Source organism: Rhodopirellula halodulae (assembly GCF_020966775.1).
GTDB classification, from domain to species: Bacteria; Planctomycetota; Planctomycetia; order Pirellulales; family Pirellulaceae; genus Rhodopirellula; species Rhodopirellula halodulae.
The window spans coordinates 2106133-2127964 of the sequence record NZ_JAJKFV010000029.1 but is presented as its reverse complement, the minus strand read 5'-3'; the positions used below and the strand labels follow the sequence as shown (position 1 = coordinate 2127964).

The window sequence follows — 21832 nt, the reverse complement described above, 5'->3', positions numbered from 1 at the left end:
CACATCCGGATTGATTCGCATCCTGCAAACTGTTTGCGCACAAAAAAACCACGCGAGGTGACTCACGTGGTTTTGTTGTTTTGCCAAGAAGTGGATGACTAGCGTGCGCCGGCCATTTCTTCTTTCTTGCGTTCGGCGATAATGTCTTCTTGGATGTTCGATGGGGTTTGGCGATAAGCGGCCAATTCCATCGTGAACGTTCCTTGCCCTTGAGTCATGCTTCGCAGGTCGGTTGCGTAACCAAACGTTTCGGCCAACGGGACTTCCGCGCGAATCACGCAAATGCCTTCGTTGGTATCGTTGCTGGTCATCAAACCACGACGACGAATCACGTCACCGGTCACGGTCCCTTGGAATTCTTCTGGCACTTCCAATTCGACAGCCATAATTGGTTCGAGCAACTTCGGTGCGGCTTGCTTGAAGTACTCGCGGAAACAGCCTTGTGCAGCGGTGTAGAAGGCCTTCTCGCTCGAGTCAACGTCGTGGTAGCTACCATCGAGCAACTCGATTCGCGTTCCCACCACGGGGTACTCGGCCACGGGGCCTTTTCCAAGGATGTCACGGAAACCTTTTTCAACCGCAGGGATGTACTGCTTTGGAATACGTCCACCGACGATCTTCTCTTCGAACTCGAAGCTGTCTTCGCTGTCCGATTCGATTGGGATCAGCTTGCCAACGATGTGAGCGTACTGACCCGAACCACCGGTTTGTTTCTTGTGCTTGTAGTTGAACTCGATTTCGCGAGTTGGACTTTCGCGGTAGGAAACTTTCGGTGCACCGACTTCGATGTCCACACCGTATTCACGACGAATGCGCTCGATGTAAACCTCCAAGTGCAACTCACCCATCCCTGAGATCAAGATCTCGTTGGTTTCTTCGTCAGTTTCAACACGGAAAGTGGGGTCTTCCTTGCGGAAACGTTGCAAGGCCTTGCCCATCTTGTCGCCATCACCACGGTTCTGTGGCGTCACAGCGATCTTGATCACAGGCTCAGGAACGAACATTGATTCCAGCGTGCAGAAGTCACGGCTGTCAGCGTACGTGTCACCGGACGCACAATCGATCCCGACCACAGCGACGATGTCACCCGCCGTCGCTTCATCGATTTCTTCACGCTTTTCGCTGTGCATGCGAACGATGCGGCTGAAACGCTCTTTCTTGCCACTCCGTTGGTTGACGTAACCTTCGCCCTTCTTGATCGAACCTTGATAGATTCGCATGAAGGTCAACTGACCAAAGGAGTCTTCCACGATTTTGAAAGCCATTCCAACGAATGTTTTTTCGGGATCGGGCAGCAGCGGAATTCGTTTCTCTTCATCCGAAGGGTCACGACCATTGATCTCACGATCCAGCGGGCTCGGTAGGTACTGAGTGATTGCGTCGAGCAGAGGCTGAACCCCTTTGTTCTTGAACGCACTTCCCATGTAAACCGGTGTTGCACCAGCCAGAACGGCCTCACGCATGATCTTGTAGATCATGTCCTTTGGCACTTCTTCTTCGCTGAGCAACAGTTCCATGACCTCATCGCTGTAGTTGGACAACGAATCCAACATGGCAACGCGAGCTTCTTCGGCTTCGTCTTTCAAGTCGGCAGGGATTTCGCTGGTGACGACCTTTTCGCCTTGGTCGCCTTCGAAGGTGTAGGCTTCCATTTCGATCAGATCGACCACGCCGCGGAAGTTCTCTTCGGCACCGATTGGAATCTGAGCCAAGAACGCGTCCGCACCCAACTTCTCGCGCAGCTGCTCCACCACGCGACGTGGGTTCGCACCGGTACGGTCCATCTTGTTGATGAACGCCAAGCGAGGAATTTGATAACGCTTCATTTGGCGGTCGACCGTGATCGACTGCGATTGCACACCACCAACGGAGCACAACACCAAAACCGCACCGTCCAAGACGCGCAGCGAACGTTCCACTTCAACGGTGAAGTCAACGTGGCCGGGGGTGTCGATCAAGTTGATGTGGTGACCGTCATATTGAACACTGGTCGCCGCACTGGTGATCGTGATTCCACGCTCTTTTTCCAGTTCCATGTGGTCCATGGTCGCGCCGTCACCGCCGCCCCGCACGTCTTCGATCTTGTGAATTCGACCGGTGTAATACAGGATGCGTTCGCTCAGAGTGGTCTTGCCCGAGTCAATGTGGGCACTGATACCAATGTTTCTGACTTTCTCCAAATTCATAATACTTCACCTAAGCTCGACCAATGCGGCGTTTCCGAACGCGCCCGTCGACACCTCTGACATGGATGTCGCAGAAATACCGGGAGGTCAGGAGGGTGGCCGACGAATCGTCAAAAATTGTTGGGGGGTGTAGACTGGCAGAACCGGGATTCGCCCGGACATCCGTTTCGAAACACGCCAAGATTTCGATCGGAAATATCGCAAAGGTGGCCCGGATCGGGAACCCCAAAACCAATCGGGCGCAATCTTTGCTGACCAATCCCCCCTGAACTTCGATTTGCGAACTGATTTTGACCACCTCGCCACGCTCGTTCGCCGCTTCGAATCCCACGCCGAATGCACCCTCCTCCGCCGAAGAGTCGACGGATGATTTCGCGGGCGATCGTGCGTCGAACCACAACGACGAGCTTCTATCAGTCCAAATTGCGGAACTTCGCAAGCGAGCCCCCATCCTCGACGATTTTTCGTCACGTCCTTTGGGAGTGATTCTAGGCAGCGGTTTGGGCGGGTTGGCGGACTCAATTGAATCCCCCGTCACCGTCTCATACAGAGAGATCCCGGGCCTGGCAGGTTCAACCGCGGCCGGACACCGCGGCGAATTTTTGGTGGGTTTTTTGGAGTCACGCCCCATCGTGGCAATGGCCGGCCGACTACACACGTACGAGGGTCACGCGATTGCGGACGTGACTCGTCCCGTCGCATTGATGGCCGGCGTCGGGGTGGATCGACTGCTGGTGAGCTGTGCCGCAGGCGGACTGAATCCTAGCTACAGCGTCGGCGACCTGGTGATATTGTCCGATCACAGCAGCTGGCTGCATGGCAAGTTGGGTGCGTTGCCTCAGCCCGACTTGACTGGCGCTGGCGTACCAACTTTTCGGCGTTCGTTGCAAACTTGTGATGTGGAACTCCACCGCATCGCGAAAGAGACTGCCAGGCAAAATAGCTTTGATCTGCACCGCGGAATGTACTTGGCCGTGACGGGGCCGAATTACGAAACCCGAGCGGAATGCCGCATGATGCGACGCTTGGGAGCGGACTTGGTCGGCATGAGCACAGTGCCCGAACTGCTGCTGGCCGCTTCAAAGGGTGTTCGGACTTTGGGCATTGCCGTCGTCACCAATTTGGCTCTCCCGGACGCACCGGCAACCGCCGATCATAAAGAAGTCCTGGATGTGTGCGGCCAAGCGGCTGACCGACTACAACAAATCGTGCGAGCAATCGCGTTGGATGGGAACCGATCTGTCGGTTAGCCCAAACCTCACTCTGATCCCATGGTGAACGGAACGTGACGAAGGAAGCCACAACGCCCGACCACAAGCTCGACATCACCAACCTGTCGGACGCGGAACTGCACGCCGCTCTGAAAGAAATCCCATGCTCGGTTGATGAAGATGCACCGCCGCCTTTGGTCGAATTGAAAGGCCTGGCGGGGCAAAACTCCGCATTGATGCGATGTGCGTTTCCTCTGCGTTTTCAGTGCACCGGCGACCTGGGTGACTACGCCTTTGCCTTTTGCCGTGACGCTGAGTTCCGCTTGGACGGAAACGTCGGGCATGGCGCAGGCGAAGGCATGCACCGAGGCGTCGTTCTGATCACGGGCAACGCGGGTTGCGGATTGGGAACCGCGATGACCGGAGGCACCCTGGCCGTCTACGGTTCGGCGGGTGACCGAGTCGGGGCGGCGATGCGTGGTGGCAGTATCTTTGTCCGAGGCAACGTCGGTGACGACACGGGCGCGGGCGCCTTGGGCGGCACGATCGTCGTCGGTGGCGATGCGGGGGAACGGCTGGGCGACGCCCTGAACAACGTCACGGTCTTCCTGCGAGGCAAAGCGAAGTCGCTGGCTCCGGGTGTCGTCGAAGCTCCCCTGAGAAAACGCGAAGAAGTCCGACTCGGATTGCTACTCATGGGAGCTTCCATTCGCGGGGCCGCTTCGGAGTTTCGTCGCGTGATCCCCAAAGCTCGATTGGAAGCTGAAGAAGCGGGCGCCGGTGAAATCCGTCCCAATTGGCGATGAGCTGCTTCGCTCGCAACGAGCATTATCGGCCTGACACAACGTCCAAGTACCGATAACCACCACCATTCTGCCGTGCGATCTCTTTCATGAATGAGTTGGCCGGTTCAGCTCCCGTTCCGAACTGGATCGCGTGGATCACCGTGCCAGTTTCTTCGGCGCGGCGTCGAACATCCGCCATTTCATCGGCCGACATCGTTTGAATCGAAGCGTCGGTTAGAAAGAAGATCACGTCCGGAGCCAAACGCAGCGCCATGCGCAAAGCCAACAAATGTTCGGTCCCACCAATCGCAACGGTTCGATCCACAAACGCTTCGGCTTGTTTTCGAGTTCCATCTTCACCAAACACCAAACCAATCCGCTGACCGTCCGGTGAGAACGCTTTGGGACGATCGTTGTAAAAGATGATTTGAAACTGTTGTCGTTCACTCAACGAACGCAAACTGCGAATCAATTCTTCCTTGGCCGCTCGCAGTGGCTTGCCACCGGATGCTGACATGCTCTCGCTGTGGTCAAACACATAGACGAATGTGCTGCCAGAACCCGACACGCCAAACACGGACGTGGTCGTTTGCCCGGCACCTTGCCCCGCTCGAGACTCGCCGGGGACCAATTCATCATCACCAAGGTCGTCTGCGGTTCGCCCGTCACCGAAGTTCAAGACACCTTCGATGCCCGTTGCATTGGCGATTCCGCGAGCTGCCTTGCCACGCCCATCGTCTTGGCCCGCCTTCGAACCTCGACGAGTCATCTCGGCATACAAACCGGCCAAATCCACCGGCGGCACAAAGCCGGCGGGTGGAGCCGACGCCGCAGAAGGACGCTGGTCCACGGCGGATTGATCTCGAATCGAAGATGGATTCGTCGCCGCGGAAGTATCCGATGGCGAGGCATTGGAACGCTCGTCGATCTGCCGGTCGTTTGGGCTTTCGGTCGCGGCGTTGGACTCGAGTACCGATTCTCGCGTGATCGTGCGAGCCGCTTTGGGTGACCGGTACGCCATCACCACGCCAACATTGGTTTCTGGTGCGACGGTTGTCCCCGCCGAGGGTCGCGACTGAGCCCACACGACCACTCCCACAATCAACATCAAATGCAACGCAAACGACGCCAAGAGCGGCCCGTACGAGACCGCCGGCCGACTCCACGGAGAATCTGCCGTCGAGCCGGACGCTGCCTCATTTGTTTCGGGGTCGTTGGGTGTGAATGTCATGGCTGCCGCCGAACGGATCGGGTGGCTTTTTCCGTGATTTCTGCTGCCAGAAGCCGCTTTGCGCCGTCCCTGGCAGTGCTTACGCTATGGGGCACGTCGTGGGAGGTAATGAAATCCGACTACGATCGTTTTCGTTTTTCCCCGGAGATCAGTGTAGTGAGTATTGAATCAGGTCGTTTTCTTTTCACCAGCGAATCGGTCAGCATGGGCCACCCAGATAAGTTGGCCGACCGAATCTCTGATAGCATCCTGGACGCTTTGCTCGCACAAGATCCCGCCAGCCGCGTTGCTTGCGAAACGTTGGTGACCACCGGTTTGGCCGTGGTCGCCGGTGAGATCAGCAGCCAAGCCGATGTGGACTACGAAAAGATCGTTCGCGACACCATCGTGGCCGTTGGATACGACGATCCAGACATCGGTATCGATGGCAAGACCTGTGAAGTGCAAGTTCGCTTGGATGCACAGAGCCCCGACATCGCGCAAGGCGTCAACTCGGACGAAGCTTCCGGCAAAGAAATCGGCGCTGGCGACCAAGGCCTGATGTTTGGGTACGCCTGCAAAGACACACCGGAATTGATGCCGCTGCCAATCGCACTTTCGCACCGCATCATCAACCGCATCACCGAAGCCCGCTTCAATAAAGAAGTCGACTGGTTGCGACCTGACAACAAAAGCCAAGTCACGGTTGAATACGAAGGCAATCGCCCGGTTCGTATCGAAGCCGTGGTCGTGAGCGCTCAGCACGGTCCCGATGTCTCGCATGACGAAATCGAAAAGTTCGTCATCGAGAACGTGATCAAGCCATCGATTCCTGCTGAGCTGGACAAAGGCGACATCAAGTACCACATCAACCCCACCGGCAAGTTCATCATCGGTGGCCCTCACGGTGACTGCGGCCTGACCGGCCGTAAGATCATTGTCGACACCTACGGCGGCTGGGGCCGCCACGGTGGTGGTGCGTTCAGCGGCAAAGACTCCACCAAAGTCGACCGCAGCGCGGCTTACATGGCCCGCTACGTCGCGAAGAACATCGTGGCTTCGGGATTGGCTGAACGTTGCGAAGTCCAACTGGCATACGCGATCGGCGTGACCGAGCCTGTCAGCGTTCACGTGGACACCGAAGGCACCGGCAAAGTCGACGACTCGAAGCTTTGCGAATTGGTTCGCGAGCACTTCCCGTTGACTCCCGGTGGCATCATCGAACACCTGCAACTGCGTCGTCCGGTCTTCGTCGACACCACCGCCGGTGGTCACTTCGGTCGGGACGGTGAAGGCTTCACTTGGGAAAAAACCGACAAGGCAGACGCGCTGGCGGAAGCCGCCGGTACAGCCGCCACCGCTTGAGCATCCACTCTGTCCTGAGGCGGCAACGTTTCCTTGAAATCGAACTTCCGACGAATCGCCTGGGTCACCGACCCACACTTCGATCACGCCAAACTCGATGTTTGGCAGGCCTGGAACGAGAAACTCCTAGAACTCGATCCTGACGCGGTTTTGATCACCGGCGATTTGTCGGAAGGCGACGACGTTGCCTATCAACTTCGATGCTTGGCCGAGTCTTTGGATCGCCCGATCCTCTTTGTGCTCGGCAATCATGATTTCTACGGCAAATCCATCGCGACGACGCGTCGCGACTTGATCGCTCTCAGCCGCGATGTTCCGCAACTGACCTATCTCACGGACCATCAGTCGGTTTCGCTCAATCGCACCACGGTGCTGATCGGCGATGACGGTTGGGGAGACGCCACCGTTGGCGACTACGCCGGATCCAATGTTCGGTTGAATGACTTTCAACTGATCGAGGACTTCCGAACCAGCTCGCCCGAACACTGGCAATCCATGCTGATCGCGGAAGGCAAATCCGCCGCCGATCGCATCGCTCAAAAACTTCGTGATCTTCCGGCAACCATCACGCAAGTTTTGATTGCCACACACGTCCCACCATTTCGCGAAGCGTGTTGGTACGAAGGCAAAACGACGGACGACAATTGGGCCCCGTTCTTCGTCTGCGGACAACTCGGCGAGGTGTTGCAAACCGCCGCCGCGGAGTCACCGGATCGTCGTCACACTGTTCTTTGTGGCCACACGCATCACGACGGCATTGCCAAACTGCGAGACAACTTGGTCGTGCACACGGGAGCTTCGGTCTATGGAAGCCTCGAAATTGAATCGGTGATCTCGATCGAAGAAACTCTCATCGAACTTTCACGCCCGTCCCTGCGATTCCCCTAAACTCGCTCGCCCAAGACGATCTTCCCGCAGCCCACACCGCAACGTAGACTTGGACAGCGTATTCAATTGAAACCAACACCCACCCAATCGCCCTCGTAGCTCAGCTGGATAGAGCAGCGCATTCCTAACGCGCAGGTCACAGGTTCGAATCCTGTCGGGGGTATTTGATTGATCTGGCCTGAGAGGCCGCTGGAGTGTGTCCGGATCGAATCAAGGTCGCGGTTGGGCGACGGTGGCCTTCTTTTTCCGGCTGTTCAGGTAGACAAGCCGTCCAACGCCAGACTCCAGCAACGGCACTAGAAGCAAGAATTCTAGGCCGAATGGCTCGCATGCCCAGCCAAGTCAAACAAGGCCTATGGCAGTCACTGCGTCGCCTTCCCGTCGCGGGAAAACACCAGTTTTCACGCTACCTTGCCGTCAGGAAACGTGGACCTGCCACGCCTGCAATCGAATGAATTGCAAACGAAGATCGTGCGAAGAAAGCGAAAGAGCGAAACGACCACGTCGAAAGGGTTTGGTCTATCCAAAAAGAATCAGTAAAGGATTTGCCCAAACGAATCAACTCAATCTGCGTGCGCGGGTTGCGAACGATTTTGTGCTGCCCGAAACGCTCGTGTTGCAAAGTTGACAAGAGGGGCTGGATCTTCGAGTGAGTGCGGGTGATGACCAAGGCCTCGTCGGCGATGGACCGTGAATGGACCGCCGAGGTCTTGATAGCGTTGCACGAGCTTCTCGCTATTTTCGCCCGGCGGGACGACAACGTCTTCCAGGTTGATCAACGCGTAGATCGGTACATCAGCTTTTGCCAGGGCTTGCAAACGATCAAGCGGCCCATCTGCAATCGACACCGACTCGCTCTCGGTCATTTCATAGGCTTCCAAGCACTTGCCCCACGCACCGGCCGAGCCTTCGCCAATGCCCTTGCCGCCTGGCCACGAACGAATGTCCATCACCGCGTTGTCGACATAGAGTCCGCTGACGCAAGCAGGATTGACCGATGCCCATCGCATGACGATCACCCCGCCACGACTCATTCCTTCCAATAGCGGCTTGGGATTCAATCCGATGCGTTGGCTCAAACCATAAAACTGATTCCACCTTTCCACCGCATCATCACACCCGAAGAGGTCAGCGACATCGCAATAAACGACATGCCATCCTTGTTGAAGCATCGCCACGTCAAACTGAGGTTCGTGTCCCCAAAAACGAGCTCGCCATACCCAAGGTGTTCCCTTGGCAGGTCTGATCGGACAAACCAATTTGCAGTTGACACCTTTCCACCGAAAATCCCGCTGCTGATAACCATGGAAATCGACGACGGTCGGTGACCGCGGAAGCTGTTCCTCGAGTTTGACAATGGTTGGAAGCTCCGCTTGAGCGATAGTCGGAGATTCTTCCTGACGCAGCGTATCGTCTGCATTCACTCTTGCCGTAGCAACAGATCCGTGCGTCAACAGCACGAGCGTCCATCGCAAGATGTTTCGACTAAAACGCGACATGCAGATGTCTCATCAAATGAAGGATGTCGTTTCGCCACATGGGACCTTACTGACTGGCCAGTTTCCTAACTGGCCAAACCGCTGGCGGCCTAGCCAGTTGGCCAGCCGAATATTCTAGCCTCGCATTTCGCCGAAGAGCTGCATGCCCAGGGGGCAAAATTCGTCGCGACTATTCTCTCGCAATTATCCATTGATATCGCGGAACGAGTTTGTACGTGCAGCCAACTGAACATTCCAATCGGAAAATCTTTCGCGATCGACTGAAGTCACACGACCCGTACATCCGACGACGAGAATAGTTGATTCTCATTCAGGCGGATGGATTTGATGCGTATGTCAGGGCACCCGATCATCCTCCGAAGTTTCGCATGCATGATTGGTTGGATCATGTTGTGCTCGATGCTTGACGCGGTCGCTGAAAACTCCGACCGCGAGTTGCAGATAACTCCATTTGAATCAACCGCGAACCAGCCAGTCGACGCAGTCACTCAGCAAGACCTGAGAGAAGCATTGGACCGCATCAGCGAACTGGAGGCCATCGTCGAATCGACGGCCATGGCAGCTCCCATCTTGGTGAGCGAGAGCCACGACGTGTTTAACGACGAGTCGTTTGGTTGCCCCGGGTCCATCTACTCAAATCATCCGGCCCATTCGACTCACCATGCAGTCTACGACGGCGGATGGACATGGCGTCCACACGACGCGAGCCAATCGCCGTTTGAGCTCAAGATCAATCTTCACAACCAATTCCGGCATACAGGCTTTTCTCGAACCCAATCCACCTACACGGATGCGGCTGGGAATCTTCTCGAGATCGCGGACCGCAACGATTTCGACATCAATCGGGGAAGACTCATTTTTTCCGGCTATGCCTTCGATGAAGACCTCGGTTTCTACACCAACATCGACTACAGCACCGTCACGGCTGATCCCGTTCAGTTACTGATGGGATGGATCTCCTTTCGAATGTCCGACCAACTGCGCGTTTACTTGGGACTCGGGAAAGTGCCGGGCACGTGGGAATGGCTGGAAACGTCGCGCCACACACTCGGAGCCGACAGGACGATGGCAACCACCTTTTTCCGACCCTCGATCACGGCGGGGATATGGGCCAAAGGACAGTTGACTGACACCATTGGCTATCAGTTGTTCGTAGGCAATGGCATCAACACTCTGTCGTTGCAGCCATCGGAGCTTGATACCCACTTCGCCTACTCTGCGTTTGGGTGGTGGGAGCCGCTGGAAGCATTTGGACCGGGATTCTCTGATCTCGAGAACCATCCGTCGCTCGCGATCCGGATTGGACACGGTCTGCCCCAAACACGAAACGAAAGCAACGGGACCGCTGAACCGGCAGCCGAACAAACGGTGATCCGCTTGAGCGACGGCACCCGATTGATCGAACCCAATGCGGTGGCTCCCGGAATCACCGTGGACGCGTTTGATCTCTGGCTCTATTCGGTACACCTTGGAATGAAGAAAAACGGGTTCAGTTTCAGCGGAGAACTTTTTCTACGCTGGTTGAACAACCTGGAGGGCAACACGGGCGCGGCATTGCCTTCCATGTTCGACCATGGTTACTTCGCTCAAGGAGCCGCTTTCGTCATTCCCAAAAAGCTGGAAGTCTTTGTGCGGGGTTCGCTTGTGAATGGCGAGTTTGGAAGCAGTGACGAAGTTTCCGTCGGAACCAACTGGTATCTGTTCAATGAACGTTCGGCCAGATTCACGTTCGATGTGACCACCATCGATGATTCTCCGGCCCAGCAATCACGGACAGGATATGTCGCAGGCCAAAGCGGCACACTCTTTCGTTCGCAACTCTGGACCTACTTTTGATCCATTGAGATTCGCTGATATCGTACGCACCGAGTTTCGGATCGGATGAGCGACGAAAGCAATTGGTATCGAAGGCGTGAGTATGAAATCTAGCTTATGCGTGATACTCGTTGTGATGAACCTGGCGAGATGCACCTGGAATATCGCCACCTTCAATCGCAACCCAAGTCCTCGATGAATCGCTGCTCTGGATAGACGCGGTCGTAATCGACGCCGAGCTGTTCTGAGACAATCCTGCGAACGCGAAGTGCACGTTGACGGTCAACTCCCGGCGAGCACCGACGAATGAACTCGTCCTCTGAAATCGGTGGCCAAAGATCGCGTCGAGGTACGTCGTGGCTGAACAGCATGTCACGCACAATGCACCACACTTTCACGACGTCATTCATTGACTTTCGCATGGCACAGACCGCACGCAGGACACCTGAACACAGAACTGCCGTCAACGCAGTGATTCCACGAGTGAGCATCAAAAGAGTCTCCTCCAAATCGCTTGTCGCCTTCGCTACGCCACCAAGCCCATTGATAACAACAAAATCGCAAGGGTCCCCGCAACGGTGCGTACATGATTCCAAAACTGCCAGCTTCTTTGATAGTCGATCCACACTGGATCAGCGTTGCAGGCGTCAGTCCCAGCAAGTTGATTGTTCAAGGGAACGTTCTTCGTCATCGTGATCCCCAAAGGTCCCAAGAGATAAAGAACGGCACCGGCGAGCGTTAACATCGCTCCGACTTGTTCGATCTCTCGAATGGATTGCCACAACAGCAGCACGCAAGCCAGTGGCGTTCCTAAGAAAAAGATAACAAACACCGGATTGATGATTCGTTCGTTGATCAATTGCATCGCTCTCATTCCTTGCTCCATCGGCAAGTCCGCCAAGGCTCGCATGACGAAGTTCGAAAATGCAAACAGCAGCCCGGTGACCAGACCAGCTCCGACGATTGCAAGGATTTGAGGCAGCGAATCAAACATTTTTCTCTCGTGAACCAAGAACACGTGACCCAAGAACCAAGTCGTCTTGTTGGAAAACGCTCGCCACGGCGCGACCAATGACGTCGCGATGCAAGAACGCCGATTCTATAACAGACCTGGTCTGAACGTTGTGACCGGCATCCAAATCGTGCGACACCGTTTCGTTGCCAAACGAACATCGCACCGTTGGCATCATTTTCCATCCGCTTGCGACTCTTTTCGCATCAAACCGGGACCGGTGTCGATTGCATGGACTCTTGCAATTCTTCGACGGCAGTGCGGCACGCCAATGCGCTCGTTCAATGCTTGGCTGCATTCAGGTGGACTTCTTCAACAAACATTCACAAACCCCAATCGGTTTGCGGCTCAACCGGTCCCCGCGTCACCATGTAATTCCACCTGTGAAATGCGGTGCCTTTCGCGGGTCGGATGCAACAAAGTTCGTCGCTCACAAAGATGCGGCGCCCACGCACGCGGTCTTTTGTCGACTTCTTGGACGAGTAAACTCCACCGAGCCATTTGACCGAGGACGACAACAGCGAGAGCGAACCAATGAGTTTGAATTGCCCAAAGAAGCCCACCCGCCATCTCGAATTGAATCGTCGTGAAGCAATCGCATTGGGTGCTGTGGCGCCCCCGCTGTTGATTGGCAATCAACCTCATGCCAACGCGGACGAATCCCCCGGTGAACCCGTCGGCCCCATGCTGGGTCACGTTGACCATGAGACGGCGATCATTTGGTACCGACCTGGTGTGGCCGGCGACTACACCGTCACCATCACGAATCGCCAGAACCAATCCACTCAATCGGCGACCGCCACCGCCTCTCCGACGAACGACCTCTGCATCAAATGGCAGTTTGATGGTCTTGAAGCCGACACGGATCACACCTACGTGATTTCCACTCGTGAGCAAACGATCTCGGAATCGCCGGCGCAGTCGTTTCGCACCGCTCCACCAACGGACCGAGCAGCGAAGACGGTGTTGGCCATGGGGTCATGCGCCTCAAGCACTGAGTTCTTCGACATTTGGACGCGAATTGCCTCCACCAATCCAGACGGCTTGATGCTGCTCGGTGACACGCCGTACATCGACAACAGCGAACTCGCCATCAATCGAAAACGGCATCGTGAATTTCTTTCCATTCCCACGCTCGCTCTGCTCGGTGCATCCACGCCGATTTGGGGCACTTGGGACGATCATGATTTCGGTGGCAACGATACAGATGGGAAAGTTTCCAACAAACACCTGATCCGCCAGGCGTTTACCGAATACCGAGCTCAGAAGCAGTTCGGCGACGGTGAACACGGCGTCTACACAAAATTTCGGCGTGGACCGGTCGAGGTTTTCATGATCGACCCGCGTTACTTTTCACAAACAGAACGCAGCCCGGTCGCTGACGACAAACCAACCTGCCTCGGGAAAAATCAGTGGCAGTGGCTTTGTGATGGTCTGAAGGAGTCCACAGCGTCTTTCAAGCTGCTGGCGACCGGTATGATTTGGGATGACAAACAGAACCAAGAAAAGGACGACTGGCAAACTTACGCGCACGAGCGAGAGGCGATCTTTGACTTCATTGGCGAACACGAAATCGGTGGCGTTGTTTTGATCGGAGGCGATATCCACGTCTCACGCCATTTGAAATATCCGATGAAACAACGCATCGGCTATGACCTGCATCAATTCATCATCAGCCCGCTGCACGATCGCGTGATCCCGTCACTCAATGTGCCTCATCCAGATCTACAGTGGGGCGAACCGATCAAGAACATGTTTCTGGTCGTGACCGCCGACACAACAGGCCACCACCCAACACTGGATGCAAAATGGATCGACCGGATGGGAACAGTCCATCACCGGGCCCGCATTGAACTGGGCCCACATTGAACTGGGCCCGAATTGAACTGGGCCCGAATTGAACTGGGCCCGCATTGAACTGGACGCATGACAATCCGTTGCTTCCGATCATGACTCCGCAACGGCGTTTCCATCCGCCGACGGAGATATCTTCGCAATGACCAGATACATCACGGGGGCCAGCACCAGGACCACCAAAGTGCTCAGTGCCAATCCAAACGTGAGACTGGTCGCCATCGGTGAGACCACCTGAGCCTCCTTGGAACGCTCCAGCAGAATCGGCATCATTCCCGCGCAAGTTGTCACCGAGGTCAGTAGCACGGCACGAAACCGCCGGCGCCCCCCATCAATGATGGCTTCGTCGAGCGGTAGTCCATCGGCAACACGGCGATTGATGAAGTCAACCAACACAATGGAATCGTTCACCACGACTCCCGCCAAAGCCACGATCCCAAAGATACTGAACAGAGTAAGATCAATGTCCATCACAATGTGCCCCAGGATTGCACCAATGAAGCCAAAGGGAATGATGGAAAGAATCAAAATGGCTTGCCAACTGGAGTTGAACTGAATCGTCAGCAACAAGAACATCGCCCCCAAGACAAACATGAATCCAAGGGTGAGACTGTTCACCGTTTCGTCGGTTTGCTCCTGCTGGCCTCCCCATTGCAACTGCACACCGGGAAACTCTTGTTGAAAAATAGGAACAAAATTGTTCTTCAGGTCCGCAACGACGTTGAAAGCGTTGCCACGTGTCTCATCGACATCCGCCACCACCGCGATACTACGCATCTGATTGACACGACTGATCTCAGAATAGCCGCGTTGCACGTCCACCTCGACAATTTCGTCTAGCGGTCGCTCCATGCGATCGTCGCCACGCACGCGAATGTCGTGAAAGCTCACCAATGTATTGCGTTCTTCTCGCGGGTAGCGAACCCGCAAGGGGACTTCATGTCGTCCACGCTGAAGACGCATCACTTCTTCTCCGTAGTACGATGCCCGCACCGTTCCGGCAACATCCGCGAGCGACACACCCATCGCTTTGGCATCGTCACGAACTCGCATCCGATATTCCCACTTTCCTTGCCGAGTATCGGTGGCGATGTCGGAAACATAGGGATACTCGGCCAACTTGGCTTTGCAGCGTTCAATCGCGGCGTCCAAGTCGTCTAAGTTTTCGCCGGACGCCATCAGTCGCATCTCGATCGGCAGAGATGCCGGTCCGCGTGGCGTCGCACCGAAAGCGACGGCTTCGGCCCCTGGAAACCGCCCGGCCTCTTCACGCCACATTCGAACGATGTCGTCGCTGCTCACCGTTCGTTGCCCGATATCGTTCAATTGAATGAACAACCCACCGACATGACTGGCGACACTGGACCCGACCTCATCGCCCGAAGACCCGACCGTCCGCTGAACCGCCTGAACAAAGCCTCCACTATCGACCGTCAGCCCCTCGTCAATCGATCGTTCGTTGACTCGCCAAATCGCGTCTTCCAAACGCTTGGTCGCAGCATTGGTGATTTCGACCGGCGTCCCATCGGGATAGGTCACCTGAACCGTGATGAAGCCAAAATCAATCTTGGGCAACAACAAAAATGGCACCATGCCGGAACGGACGACACCAACGGACAAGATCAACAAACCAGCCAATGTTGAAAGCACAATCGACGGATTCCGCAGCGACCAACGTAGCGTCGGCGTGTAAATCCGATCGATCACTTGCGTCAACAGCCGCGACATCCCACCGTTCGCCTTTTCGAGCAACCATCCCAGCGGACGCAGCGGCATCAAAATGTAAGCCAAGGCATCGAGAAAACGACTGCGTTTGTGTGAGAGGTGAGACGGCAGTATGGTCAAACTCTCGAACATGGAGATGATCAACATGGCTCCCACGCACATCGGCAGAACCACCGTCAAACGTTTGATTCGCCCTTCCATGTACATGATCGGTGCAAACGCGATCACCGTCGTCAAGATCGCCGTGATCACCGACGGCATGACTTCGTAAGCACCGTCGATGGCAGCCTGACGATAACTCTTTCCCATTTCTCGGTGAGCATAAATGTTCTCCCCCACCACAATGGCATCGTCGACCACGATCCCCAACGCAATGAGAAAAGCAAACATCGAAGTCATGTTCAATGTTTGACCACCGTAGTGCATGTAGATGCATGCCCCCAATAGCGAGATGGGGATTCCCAACATCACCCACCACGCCAATCTCATCTCCAAGAACAACGCCAGGACGATGAACACCAACGCCAGCCCCATCCAAGCGTTCTTGCTCAGCAGATCAAGACGGTTCTTCACGCTGGTGGACCGATCTCGCATGGCGATGAGTGAATAGCCTTCCGGCAACGCATCACTCCCACGCTCAACAAATTCGCGAACTTCTTGCGATACTTGGATCAAATCATCCGCACTGGTGGTTTCGACGGAAACCAAGACGGCAGGACGCCCATTGACCTCATTGATGCTGCCTTCGACGGAAAACTCATCACGTACGCGACCGAGATCGCCGACGGTCAACACCACGCCATCGGCTTGGCTCACCAGCGGTATCTCTTCGATTCCCGAACCGACGGAACTCTTGTCACTCCCTCGCAACAGAACTTCTTGCGAGCGTCCCCGCAGAGTTCCTCCGGGCAACTCGACGTTGTTGGCACGTACGATCTCCGCAACACTTTTCAGCGACAAGTTGTATTTGCGAAGCGTCTCTTCGGGGATCTCAATGTCGATTTGGTAATCCGGAGTGCCGACCAAATCCGCCACCGAAACCGAAGGCAACGCCAAAATTTCTTCGCGAATTTGTTCGGCGACGCGACGAAGCGCCAGCGCGGATTCGGATCGAGCTTCGTCGCCGCTCTGCCGCGTCGCAGAAACCAAATTGTCTTCGGTCGAATTTGAAACCGAGCTGACCGCCGCGGCATCCTCCGCAACCAAGTCGGACACCTCCGCAACCTTTGGCCCCATCACCGCCACACGGATCGCCGTCACGAAATTGGTGTTCATTCGAATGTCGGGCTTTTCCGCCAGCTCCGGAAAGCTGGGAATTTGCCCAATCAAGGTCGTCACCTCCGTCAGCACTTGTTGTGCATCCGCTTGCGTCGCATCGGGATCCAGTTCCAACGTAACGGTGCCCATGCCCTCTCGAGCCAGCGACGTCATCTCTTCGATGCCGTCCACGGTTCGAACAGACTCTTCAATCTTTTCCAAGATGCCTTCTTCGATCTCGTCCGGGCTGGCCCCTGGATACTCGACCGAAACAGACAGCACATAGAGCTCGAAGTCAGGCCAGAAGTCGCGTCGCAACCGCATCAGGCTGAACGCGCCCAACAACAAGACTCCCACCATGATCACATTCATGGCCTGCCAGTTCTTGACCGACCACGCAATCAAGGACTTCATCCCGCCACCTGCGATGCAATGCCCAATGGATTCACTGAAGCAGAATCCTGTTTCGCGGCAGATTTCGTTGCCACACCATCGTCGCGTTTGCCACTGCCAGCAGCATCCGTCGCGGAGCCGACGGGCATTCCCTCCACGGGGTCACTGATCGGTGACACGATGATCTTTGCTTCCGCGAAGGCATCCAAATGCTCACGTGCAATTTGCATTTGAACCACCACTTCATCGCCAATGCGGCTGACCACGGACACGGGAACGATCCGCAGTTTGCCTTCCAAGCTCAACCACAAACGATTCCCAGGCCGAACCGCAGTCTCCGACACACGAAGCAGCTTTCGATTGGGATTTGTTTCAATAGAAACGTTGACAAACATGCCTCGCGTCAACGGACGCTCCAGATCGGAATCCGACTTGGACAAAGGAGCTTCGACTCGGAACAGACACGGATAAGTTCGCGTGTTTGGATCGATCCCGACACCGTCTAGCCTTTCAAACACGGCCGACCAACGATGTCGCTCATTTCCCAGTTCACACGAAACGATTGCGGGAACCGTGACTCCGCTCTCGCGGCCTTCCGGCGATGACGTTTCGAAGGATTCACCGCTGTCGAGAATGGGATCATCAGCGGTGGAACGGCTGTTCCAGATCCAAAACATTTGATCAGCGGTCAAGCTGGCACGAACCTCGACCGCGGAAGTGTCCTCGACGGTGACAAACGTGGTCCCCATTGGAACAAAAGACTGTTCCTCAACTGCGGATGAGACCACGCGGCCATCGATCGGCGAGCGCACGACACATCGTGAAAGATCGAGCTCTGCACGTTCAAGCAAGACGCCCGTCAACTGGCGTTTTTCAATGACAAGTTGCAGCTGAGCGGCCTGTTCACGCAATTGGTTTTGCAGAGTGACCAGCTCGGCGTTGGCGGCCAACTCCGCTCGCCTCGCCGTGTCGACTTCGGAAGCAGACGCCGCTCGTTGATCGACCAAGGCACGAACACGTTTTGTTTCTTGATTCGCGATTTCCAGTTGCTTCTCGGCCAGCGTTTGCAATTCACGCGTGTTCTCAATCGAGACTCGAACAGCGTCCTCCTCCGCGGCTTCCTGCTTGGACAAAGCCTTCAAACGCTTCACTTCCAACTCGTATTCGGTCGCATCCAACTTCAGCAACACTTCGCCGGAAGCGACCGAACGACCAGCCCGAACATTACGAGAAAGTTCGACTGCCCGCCCCGCGACTTCCGTCGCCAACCTCAATTCGCGTAACGGAACCACGACACCGTTAACGTCGATCTGAACGGGCCCCCGATGCTCCCGCAGGTCACTCGTCGACACAACCGTGAACGGTGACTTCGGCGGCTTCTTCCGCTGAGGTCGAGTGCGTTCCCCCAGGAATGTGTACCCGTAGACCGACAGACCGAGAATTGAGACGGAGACCACGAGATTGACGAGGAAGCGAAGACGCGAAATCGAAGTTGGCGCGTCGCCTTTGGCACCACTTGCCAGTCCTTCGCTGGGAGCCGTTCGAGAGTGGTCGGTTTGACCCTCGAAGGATGAGTTTGGCCGAGAAAAATCAGCCGTCTCCGTTTTCGATTCGGAAACCAGAGTTTCAGATGGTGAACCGGGCATCAAAACTTCAACCGATGAGGAACAAGCACGTCGATCAGCGTCTTTCATCTCGCGAGCGCGTCGCCAAGCGACCGAGCGGCGAGGAATCACATCACACAATGGGCTAGCAAACCAGCGGAGCGATATTCCGGCTCACTCGCATGATCGATTGCACTGGCTGACCAGCACGCGATATTTGAAGCGCAGCGACGCTTGGTAGTCTAACCCGCGCGATTTACCGAGGTTCCGCCAAATATGACGATCCAGCTTGAGTGGCGCATTTTTCCCGGCCATCCACCCCCCTACGTCGCAAACGACTGCTTCACCAGACGCGAAAACGCCAGCATCCGTGGTGGAGTGCTGGCGTCGTTGGGAAAGTCATTTCGAGCGACCGGAGTTTATTCCGAGACCGTCTCCGATGGGAAATTCGCGTTCGTGCTGACCGTTTGAATGTCGTCGTGGTCGTCCAGTGCTTCCAACAAGGACAACACCTTGCCGGAGGTGCTTTCGTCCAAATCGACGTTCGTCGATGGGACTTGCGTCACCTCGCTGACTTCGGGCGACATGCCGGCTTCATCAAACGCCACTTCCAGATCGCCGAAGGATTCCGGGCTGCTGGTGACTTGCAGTTTGCCATCGTCATCCGCTTCAACGTCTTCGGCACCGTTCTCCAATGCCAACTCAGTGACCTTTTCTTCGTCCGCGTCCTCACCGAAGACGAAGATGCCTTTGCGTTCGAACAGGTACGACACGCATCCGGTTTTCCCAAGTTCACCGCCGTGCTTTCCGAATAGCGTTCGCAGTTCAGGTGCGGTGCGGTTGCGATTGTCGGTCAGTGCCAAGCACATCACGGCAACGCCGCCAGGGCCATAACCTTCGTAGAGGATCTCCTCCACGGCGGCGCCTTCGAGTTCGCCCGTGCCACGTTTGATCGCACGTTCGATGTTGTCTTTGGGCATTGAAACTGCTTTGGCGTCATCAATGGCTTTGCGTAGCCGGATGTTTGACGCAGGATCGCCGCCACCCATCTTCGCAGAGACAATGATTGCCTTGCTAAGCTTGCTCCACATCTTGCCCCGCTGAGCGTCGACGCGTCCTTTGCGGTGCTGGATGTTTGCCCATTTACTATGACCTGCCATCAGAGTCGTCCTTCCAATATGGATTGATTCCTGGCTCAAAAGACTCACTCCCCAAGGTCGACAGGGAGCAAGATTGAGATCAGCGAGGTTTCCGTTTGGTCAATTTACGATTGGTCGCTTTCTTTCCAGCCGACGAGCTGCTTGCTCCGGACGAACTGGACTTCTTTGGGGCGGCTTTCTTTTTGGCTGCCTTCTTTGGTGCGGCAGGTTTCGCAGTGCTCGCCTTGGCGTTGCCGCTCGACTTTTTTGCAGGAGCCTTCTTCGCAGCGGAGGTCTTGCTGGACTTCTTTCCAGCCGACTTCGTTGTGGTGGAAGACTTCGATGCTGTTTTGGAAGACTTCTTTGGCGTTGCAGTCTCTTTCTTTGCAGCGGTATCGCTGGTGGATTTGGTCGCCTTCTTCTTGGCCTTGCTTCCGGCTGCCTTGGCTTCGGCTTTTTTCGCTTCCGCTTCCAAACGAGCTTTCGATTCGGCCGCCTGTTCGGCCGCCGACTTCTGTGGAACCGCGGGTTTGGTCGTGCGACTTCCTTTCTTGGCGCTGCGTTTGACCAACACGGCTGACTTGGCCTGAGCTTCTTCCGCAGCCGCTTCGGCTTCCGCCTCTTGCTTGGCGGCTTCGCGTTCTTCTTTCTTACGAGCTTTGACCCGTTGGATCGCGGCTTCTTTGCTGCTCAACCATTCGTCGAGTTCTTTGGAGCTGCCTTTGGCAACGGCTTCTAGGAAACTGCGAGCGTTCTTGTCCTTTGGATCGATCGTCAACGCCACGGCGGGTTGATGCAGCAAGGCGGCAAACTCGACACCCTTGCTTTTGGGAACCGCTCGTTCGAGTCCTGGAACGCGACCATCCGCCGCTTCCGACTGGCTCGCGATGCCGGTGACCAACATCACCACCATTGCCGAATAGTCGATCGGAATCGAGTGACCGCCCAATCCGTGTTGGATGATGTAACTCAACACAAACGGGGTCATGGGTTCCATGCCCTCGAATTTCGCGACGGCTTTGCCGAGATTTTCCTTCTTCAAGTGATCCAAATCAAAGCTGTAGAACTCTTCAAAAATCGCCTGCAGAATCGACTTCAATCGCTGAGCCGCTTTGTTGGCATCAGGCAGACTGGACAGCACACCGGCCAGTTCAGTCACCGTCGTGACACGGACTTCGTTCCAGTCAAAGTAATCTTGCTCGAGCTTCGCCAAACCTTCGTCGGCCAAATCAGCAGGACAATCCTCCAACAGACATGCGTACAGCGCATGCTCGAGCAGAGGACGTGACGGGGTGGCCGGTGGCACGTCGTAATGTTTCTTCAAAGCTGTTTGCAGCTTTGTGATCAGTTTCGCGCGGTTGGTGGCTGACATCTAAATGCGGTAATCAATCGTTTGAGTGGGGAGAGGCTTCTTCGCCTGAATCATTTTGGTCACGATCATCGGTAGCGTCTTCTTTTTCTCGCCGAATCTGGGCAAGAATCTCGCTGACCGTCATCGCATTCTCCTGGCCTTTGTCGACTTCGAACCGCAACTTGGGCGTGTATCGAGTGTCCAACCGATTCGCGATTTTGCTTTGCAAGAAACCGGCGGAGTTCTTTAGGCCACGAAGGGACAATTGCTTTTGCGAGTCGTCCCCCATCACGCTGACCTTGACCTTAGCCTCGCGCATGTCGGGCGAAACCTCGACACCAATCACGGTGACGTCGCGAACACGCGGGTCGCGAACTTCGGTCACGATCGCATTGGCGACCACTTCGCGGATCGCTTCGGCGGCTTTGAGCAAACGTCGACTGGACAAAGGACAGACTTCGAAAGAAAAGAGGAGGGTGCAATCGCAACAGAATTGAAAAGGGGTGAGCCATAGCGACTCGCCTCCATGGTTTTGCTG

16 protein-coding genes and 1 tRNA gene are annotated in these 21832 nt (G+C 55.6%); 7 read left to right on the top strand and 10 right to left on the bottom strand.

Annotated features, from left to right (window positions below):
* Positions 1 to 98: 98 nt before the first annotated feature.
* Positions 99 to 2186 (bottom strand): elongation factor G, encoded by a 2088-nt coding sequence (fusA, locus tag LOC70_RS20625; RefSeq protein WP_230255857.1) that lies wholly within the window; start codon positions 2184 to 2186, stop codon positions 99 to 101.
* A gap of 290 nt (positions 2187 to 2476) precedes the next feature.
* Here fusA and LOC70_RS20620 point away from each other — a divergent pair, with 290 nt between their 5' ends.
* Positions 2477 to 3436, top strand: a complete 960-nt coding sequence (locus tag LOC70_RS20620; protein ID WP_230255856.1) for a purine-nucleoside phosphorylase — start codon at positions 2477 to 2479, stop codon at positions 3434 to 3436.
* A gap of 35 nt (positions 3437 to 3471) precedes the next feature.
* Positions 3472 to 4203 carry a tributyrin esterase gene (locus tag LOC70_RS20615; protein WP_230255855.1) on the top strand — a complete coding sequence of 244 codons (732 nt, stop codon included), beginning with the start codon at positions 3472 to 3474 and terminating at the stop codon, positions 4201 to 4203.
* Positions 4204 to 4225: 22 nt separating this feature from the next.
* Here LOC70_RS20615 and LOC70_RS20610 read toward each other — a convergent pair whose 3' ends face one another.
* Positions 4226 to 5413, bottom strand: coding sequence for a hypothetical protein (locus tag LOC70_RS20610; protein WP_230255854.1), 1188 nt, complete (start codon positions 5411 to 5413; stop codon positions 4226 to 4228).
* A 156-nt stretch (positions 5414 to 5569) separates the two neighbouring features.
* On the opposite strand from LOC70_RS20610, the gene metK reads away from it, so the two are divergent.
* The 3 genes from metK to LOC70_RS20595 all read left to right on the top strand — a co-directional run bounded on the left by metK (position 5570) and on the right by LOC70_RS20595 (position 7808).
* Positions 5570 to 6757 carry a methionine adenosyltransferase gene (metK, locus tag LOC70_RS20605; RefSeq protein WP_315857289.1) on the top strand — a complete coding sequence of 396 codons (1188 nt, stop codon included), beginning with the start codon at positions 5570 to 5572 and terminating at the stop codon, positions 6755 to 6757.
* Between the two features lie 33 nt (positions 6758 to 6790).
* Entirely contained in the window at positions 6791 to 7645 is an 855-nt protein-coding gene (locus LOC70_RS20600; protein WP_230255853.1) for a metallophosphoesterase family protein, read from the top strand.
* Between the two features lie 89 nt (positions 7646 to 7734).
* A tRNA-Arg gene (locus LOC70_RS20595) sits at positions 7735 to 7808 on the top strand.
* A gap of 400 nt (positions 7809 to 8208) precedes the next feature.
* On the opposite strand, the gene LOC70_RS20590 is transcribed toward LOC70_RS20595, so the two are convergent.
* Entirely contained in the window at positions 8209 to 9144 is a 936-nt protein-coding gene (locus tag LOC70_RS20590; RefSeq protein ID WP_230255852.1) for an alpha/beta fold hydrolase, read from the bottom strand.
* A gap of 372 nt (positions 9145 to 9516) precedes the next feature.
* On the opposite strand from LOC70_RS20590, the gene LOC70_RS20585 reads away from it, so the two are divergent.
* Positions 9517 to 10980, top strand: a complete 1464-nt coding sequence (locus tag LOC70_RS20585; protein ID WP_230255851.1) for a porin — start codon at positions 9517 to 9519, stop codon at positions 10978 to 10980.
* 152 nt (positions 10981 to 11132) lie between these two features.
* On the opposite strand, the gene LOC70_RS20580 is transcribed toward LOC70_RS20585, so the two are convergent.
* Complete coding sequence (locus LOC70_RS20580) at positions 11133 to 11450, bottom strand: hypothetical protein (RefSeq protein WP_230255850.1); 318 nt, start codon at positions 11448 to 11450, stop codon at positions 11133 to 11135.
* A gap of 35 nt (positions 11451 to 11485) precedes the next feature.
* Positions 11486 to 11953 (bottom strand): anthrone oxygenase family protein, encoded by a 468-nt coding sequence (locus tag LOC70_RS20575; protein ID WP_230255849.1) that lies wholly within the window; start codon positions 11951 to 11953, stop codon positions 11486 to 11488.
* Positions 11954 to 12505: 552 nt separating this feature from the next.
* On the opposite strand from LOC70_RS20575, the gene LOC70_RS20570 reads away from it, so the two are divergent.
* Positions 12506 to 13840 (top strand): alkaline phosphatase D family protein, encoded by a 1335-nt coding sequence (locus tag LOC70_RS20570; RefSeq protein ID WP_230255848.1) that lies wholly within the window; start codon positions 12506 to 12508, stop codon positions 13838 to 13840.
* A 78-nt stretch (positions 13841 to 13918) separates the two neighbouring features.
* On the opposite strand, the gene LOC70_RS20565 is transcribed toward LOC70_RS20570, so the two are convergent.
* The 5 genes from LOC70_RS20565 to rbfA form a co-directional block, all read right to left on the bottom strand.
* Positions 13919 to 17221 (bottom strand): efflux RND transporter permease subunit, encoded by a 3303-nt coding sequence (locus LOC70_RS20565; RefSeq protein ID WP_230255847.1) that lies wholly within the window; start codon positions 17219 to 17221, stop codon positions 13919 to 13921.
* Positions 17218 to 18846 carry an efflux RND transporter periplasmic adaptor subunit gene (locus LOC70_RS20560; RefSeq protein WP_230255846.1) on the bottom strand — a complete coding sequence of 543 codons (1629 nt, stop codon included), beginning with the start codon at positions 18844 to 18846 and terminating at the stop codon, positions 17218 to 17220. Before LOC70_RS20560 ends, LOC70_RS20565 begins: the two co-directional genes overlap by 4 nt.
* A 377-nt stretch (positions 18847 to 19223) precedes the next feature.
* Positions 19224 to 19964, bottom strand: a complete 741-nt coding sequence (locus tag LOC70_RS20555; RefSeq protein WP_230255845.1) for a YebC/PmpR family DNA-binding transcriptional regulator — start codon at positions 19962 to 19964, stop codon at positions 19224 to 19226.
* 79 nt (positions 19965 to 20043) lie between these two features.
* Positions 20044 to 21315 (bottom strand): hypothetical protein, encoded by a 1272-nt coding sequence (locus LOC70_RS20550; RefSeq protein WP_230255844.1) that lies wholly within the window; start codon positions 21313 to 21315, stop codon positions 20044 to 20046.
* Between the two features lie 13 nt (positions 21316 to 21328).
* Positions 21329 to 21742 (bottom strand): 30S ribosome-binding factor RbfA, encoded by a 414-nt coding sequence (gene rbfA / locus LOC70_RS20545; protein ID WP_230255843.1) that lies wholly within the window; start codon positions 21740 to 21742, stop codon positions 21329 to 21331.
* Positions 21743 to 21832: the final 90 nt, after the last annotated feature.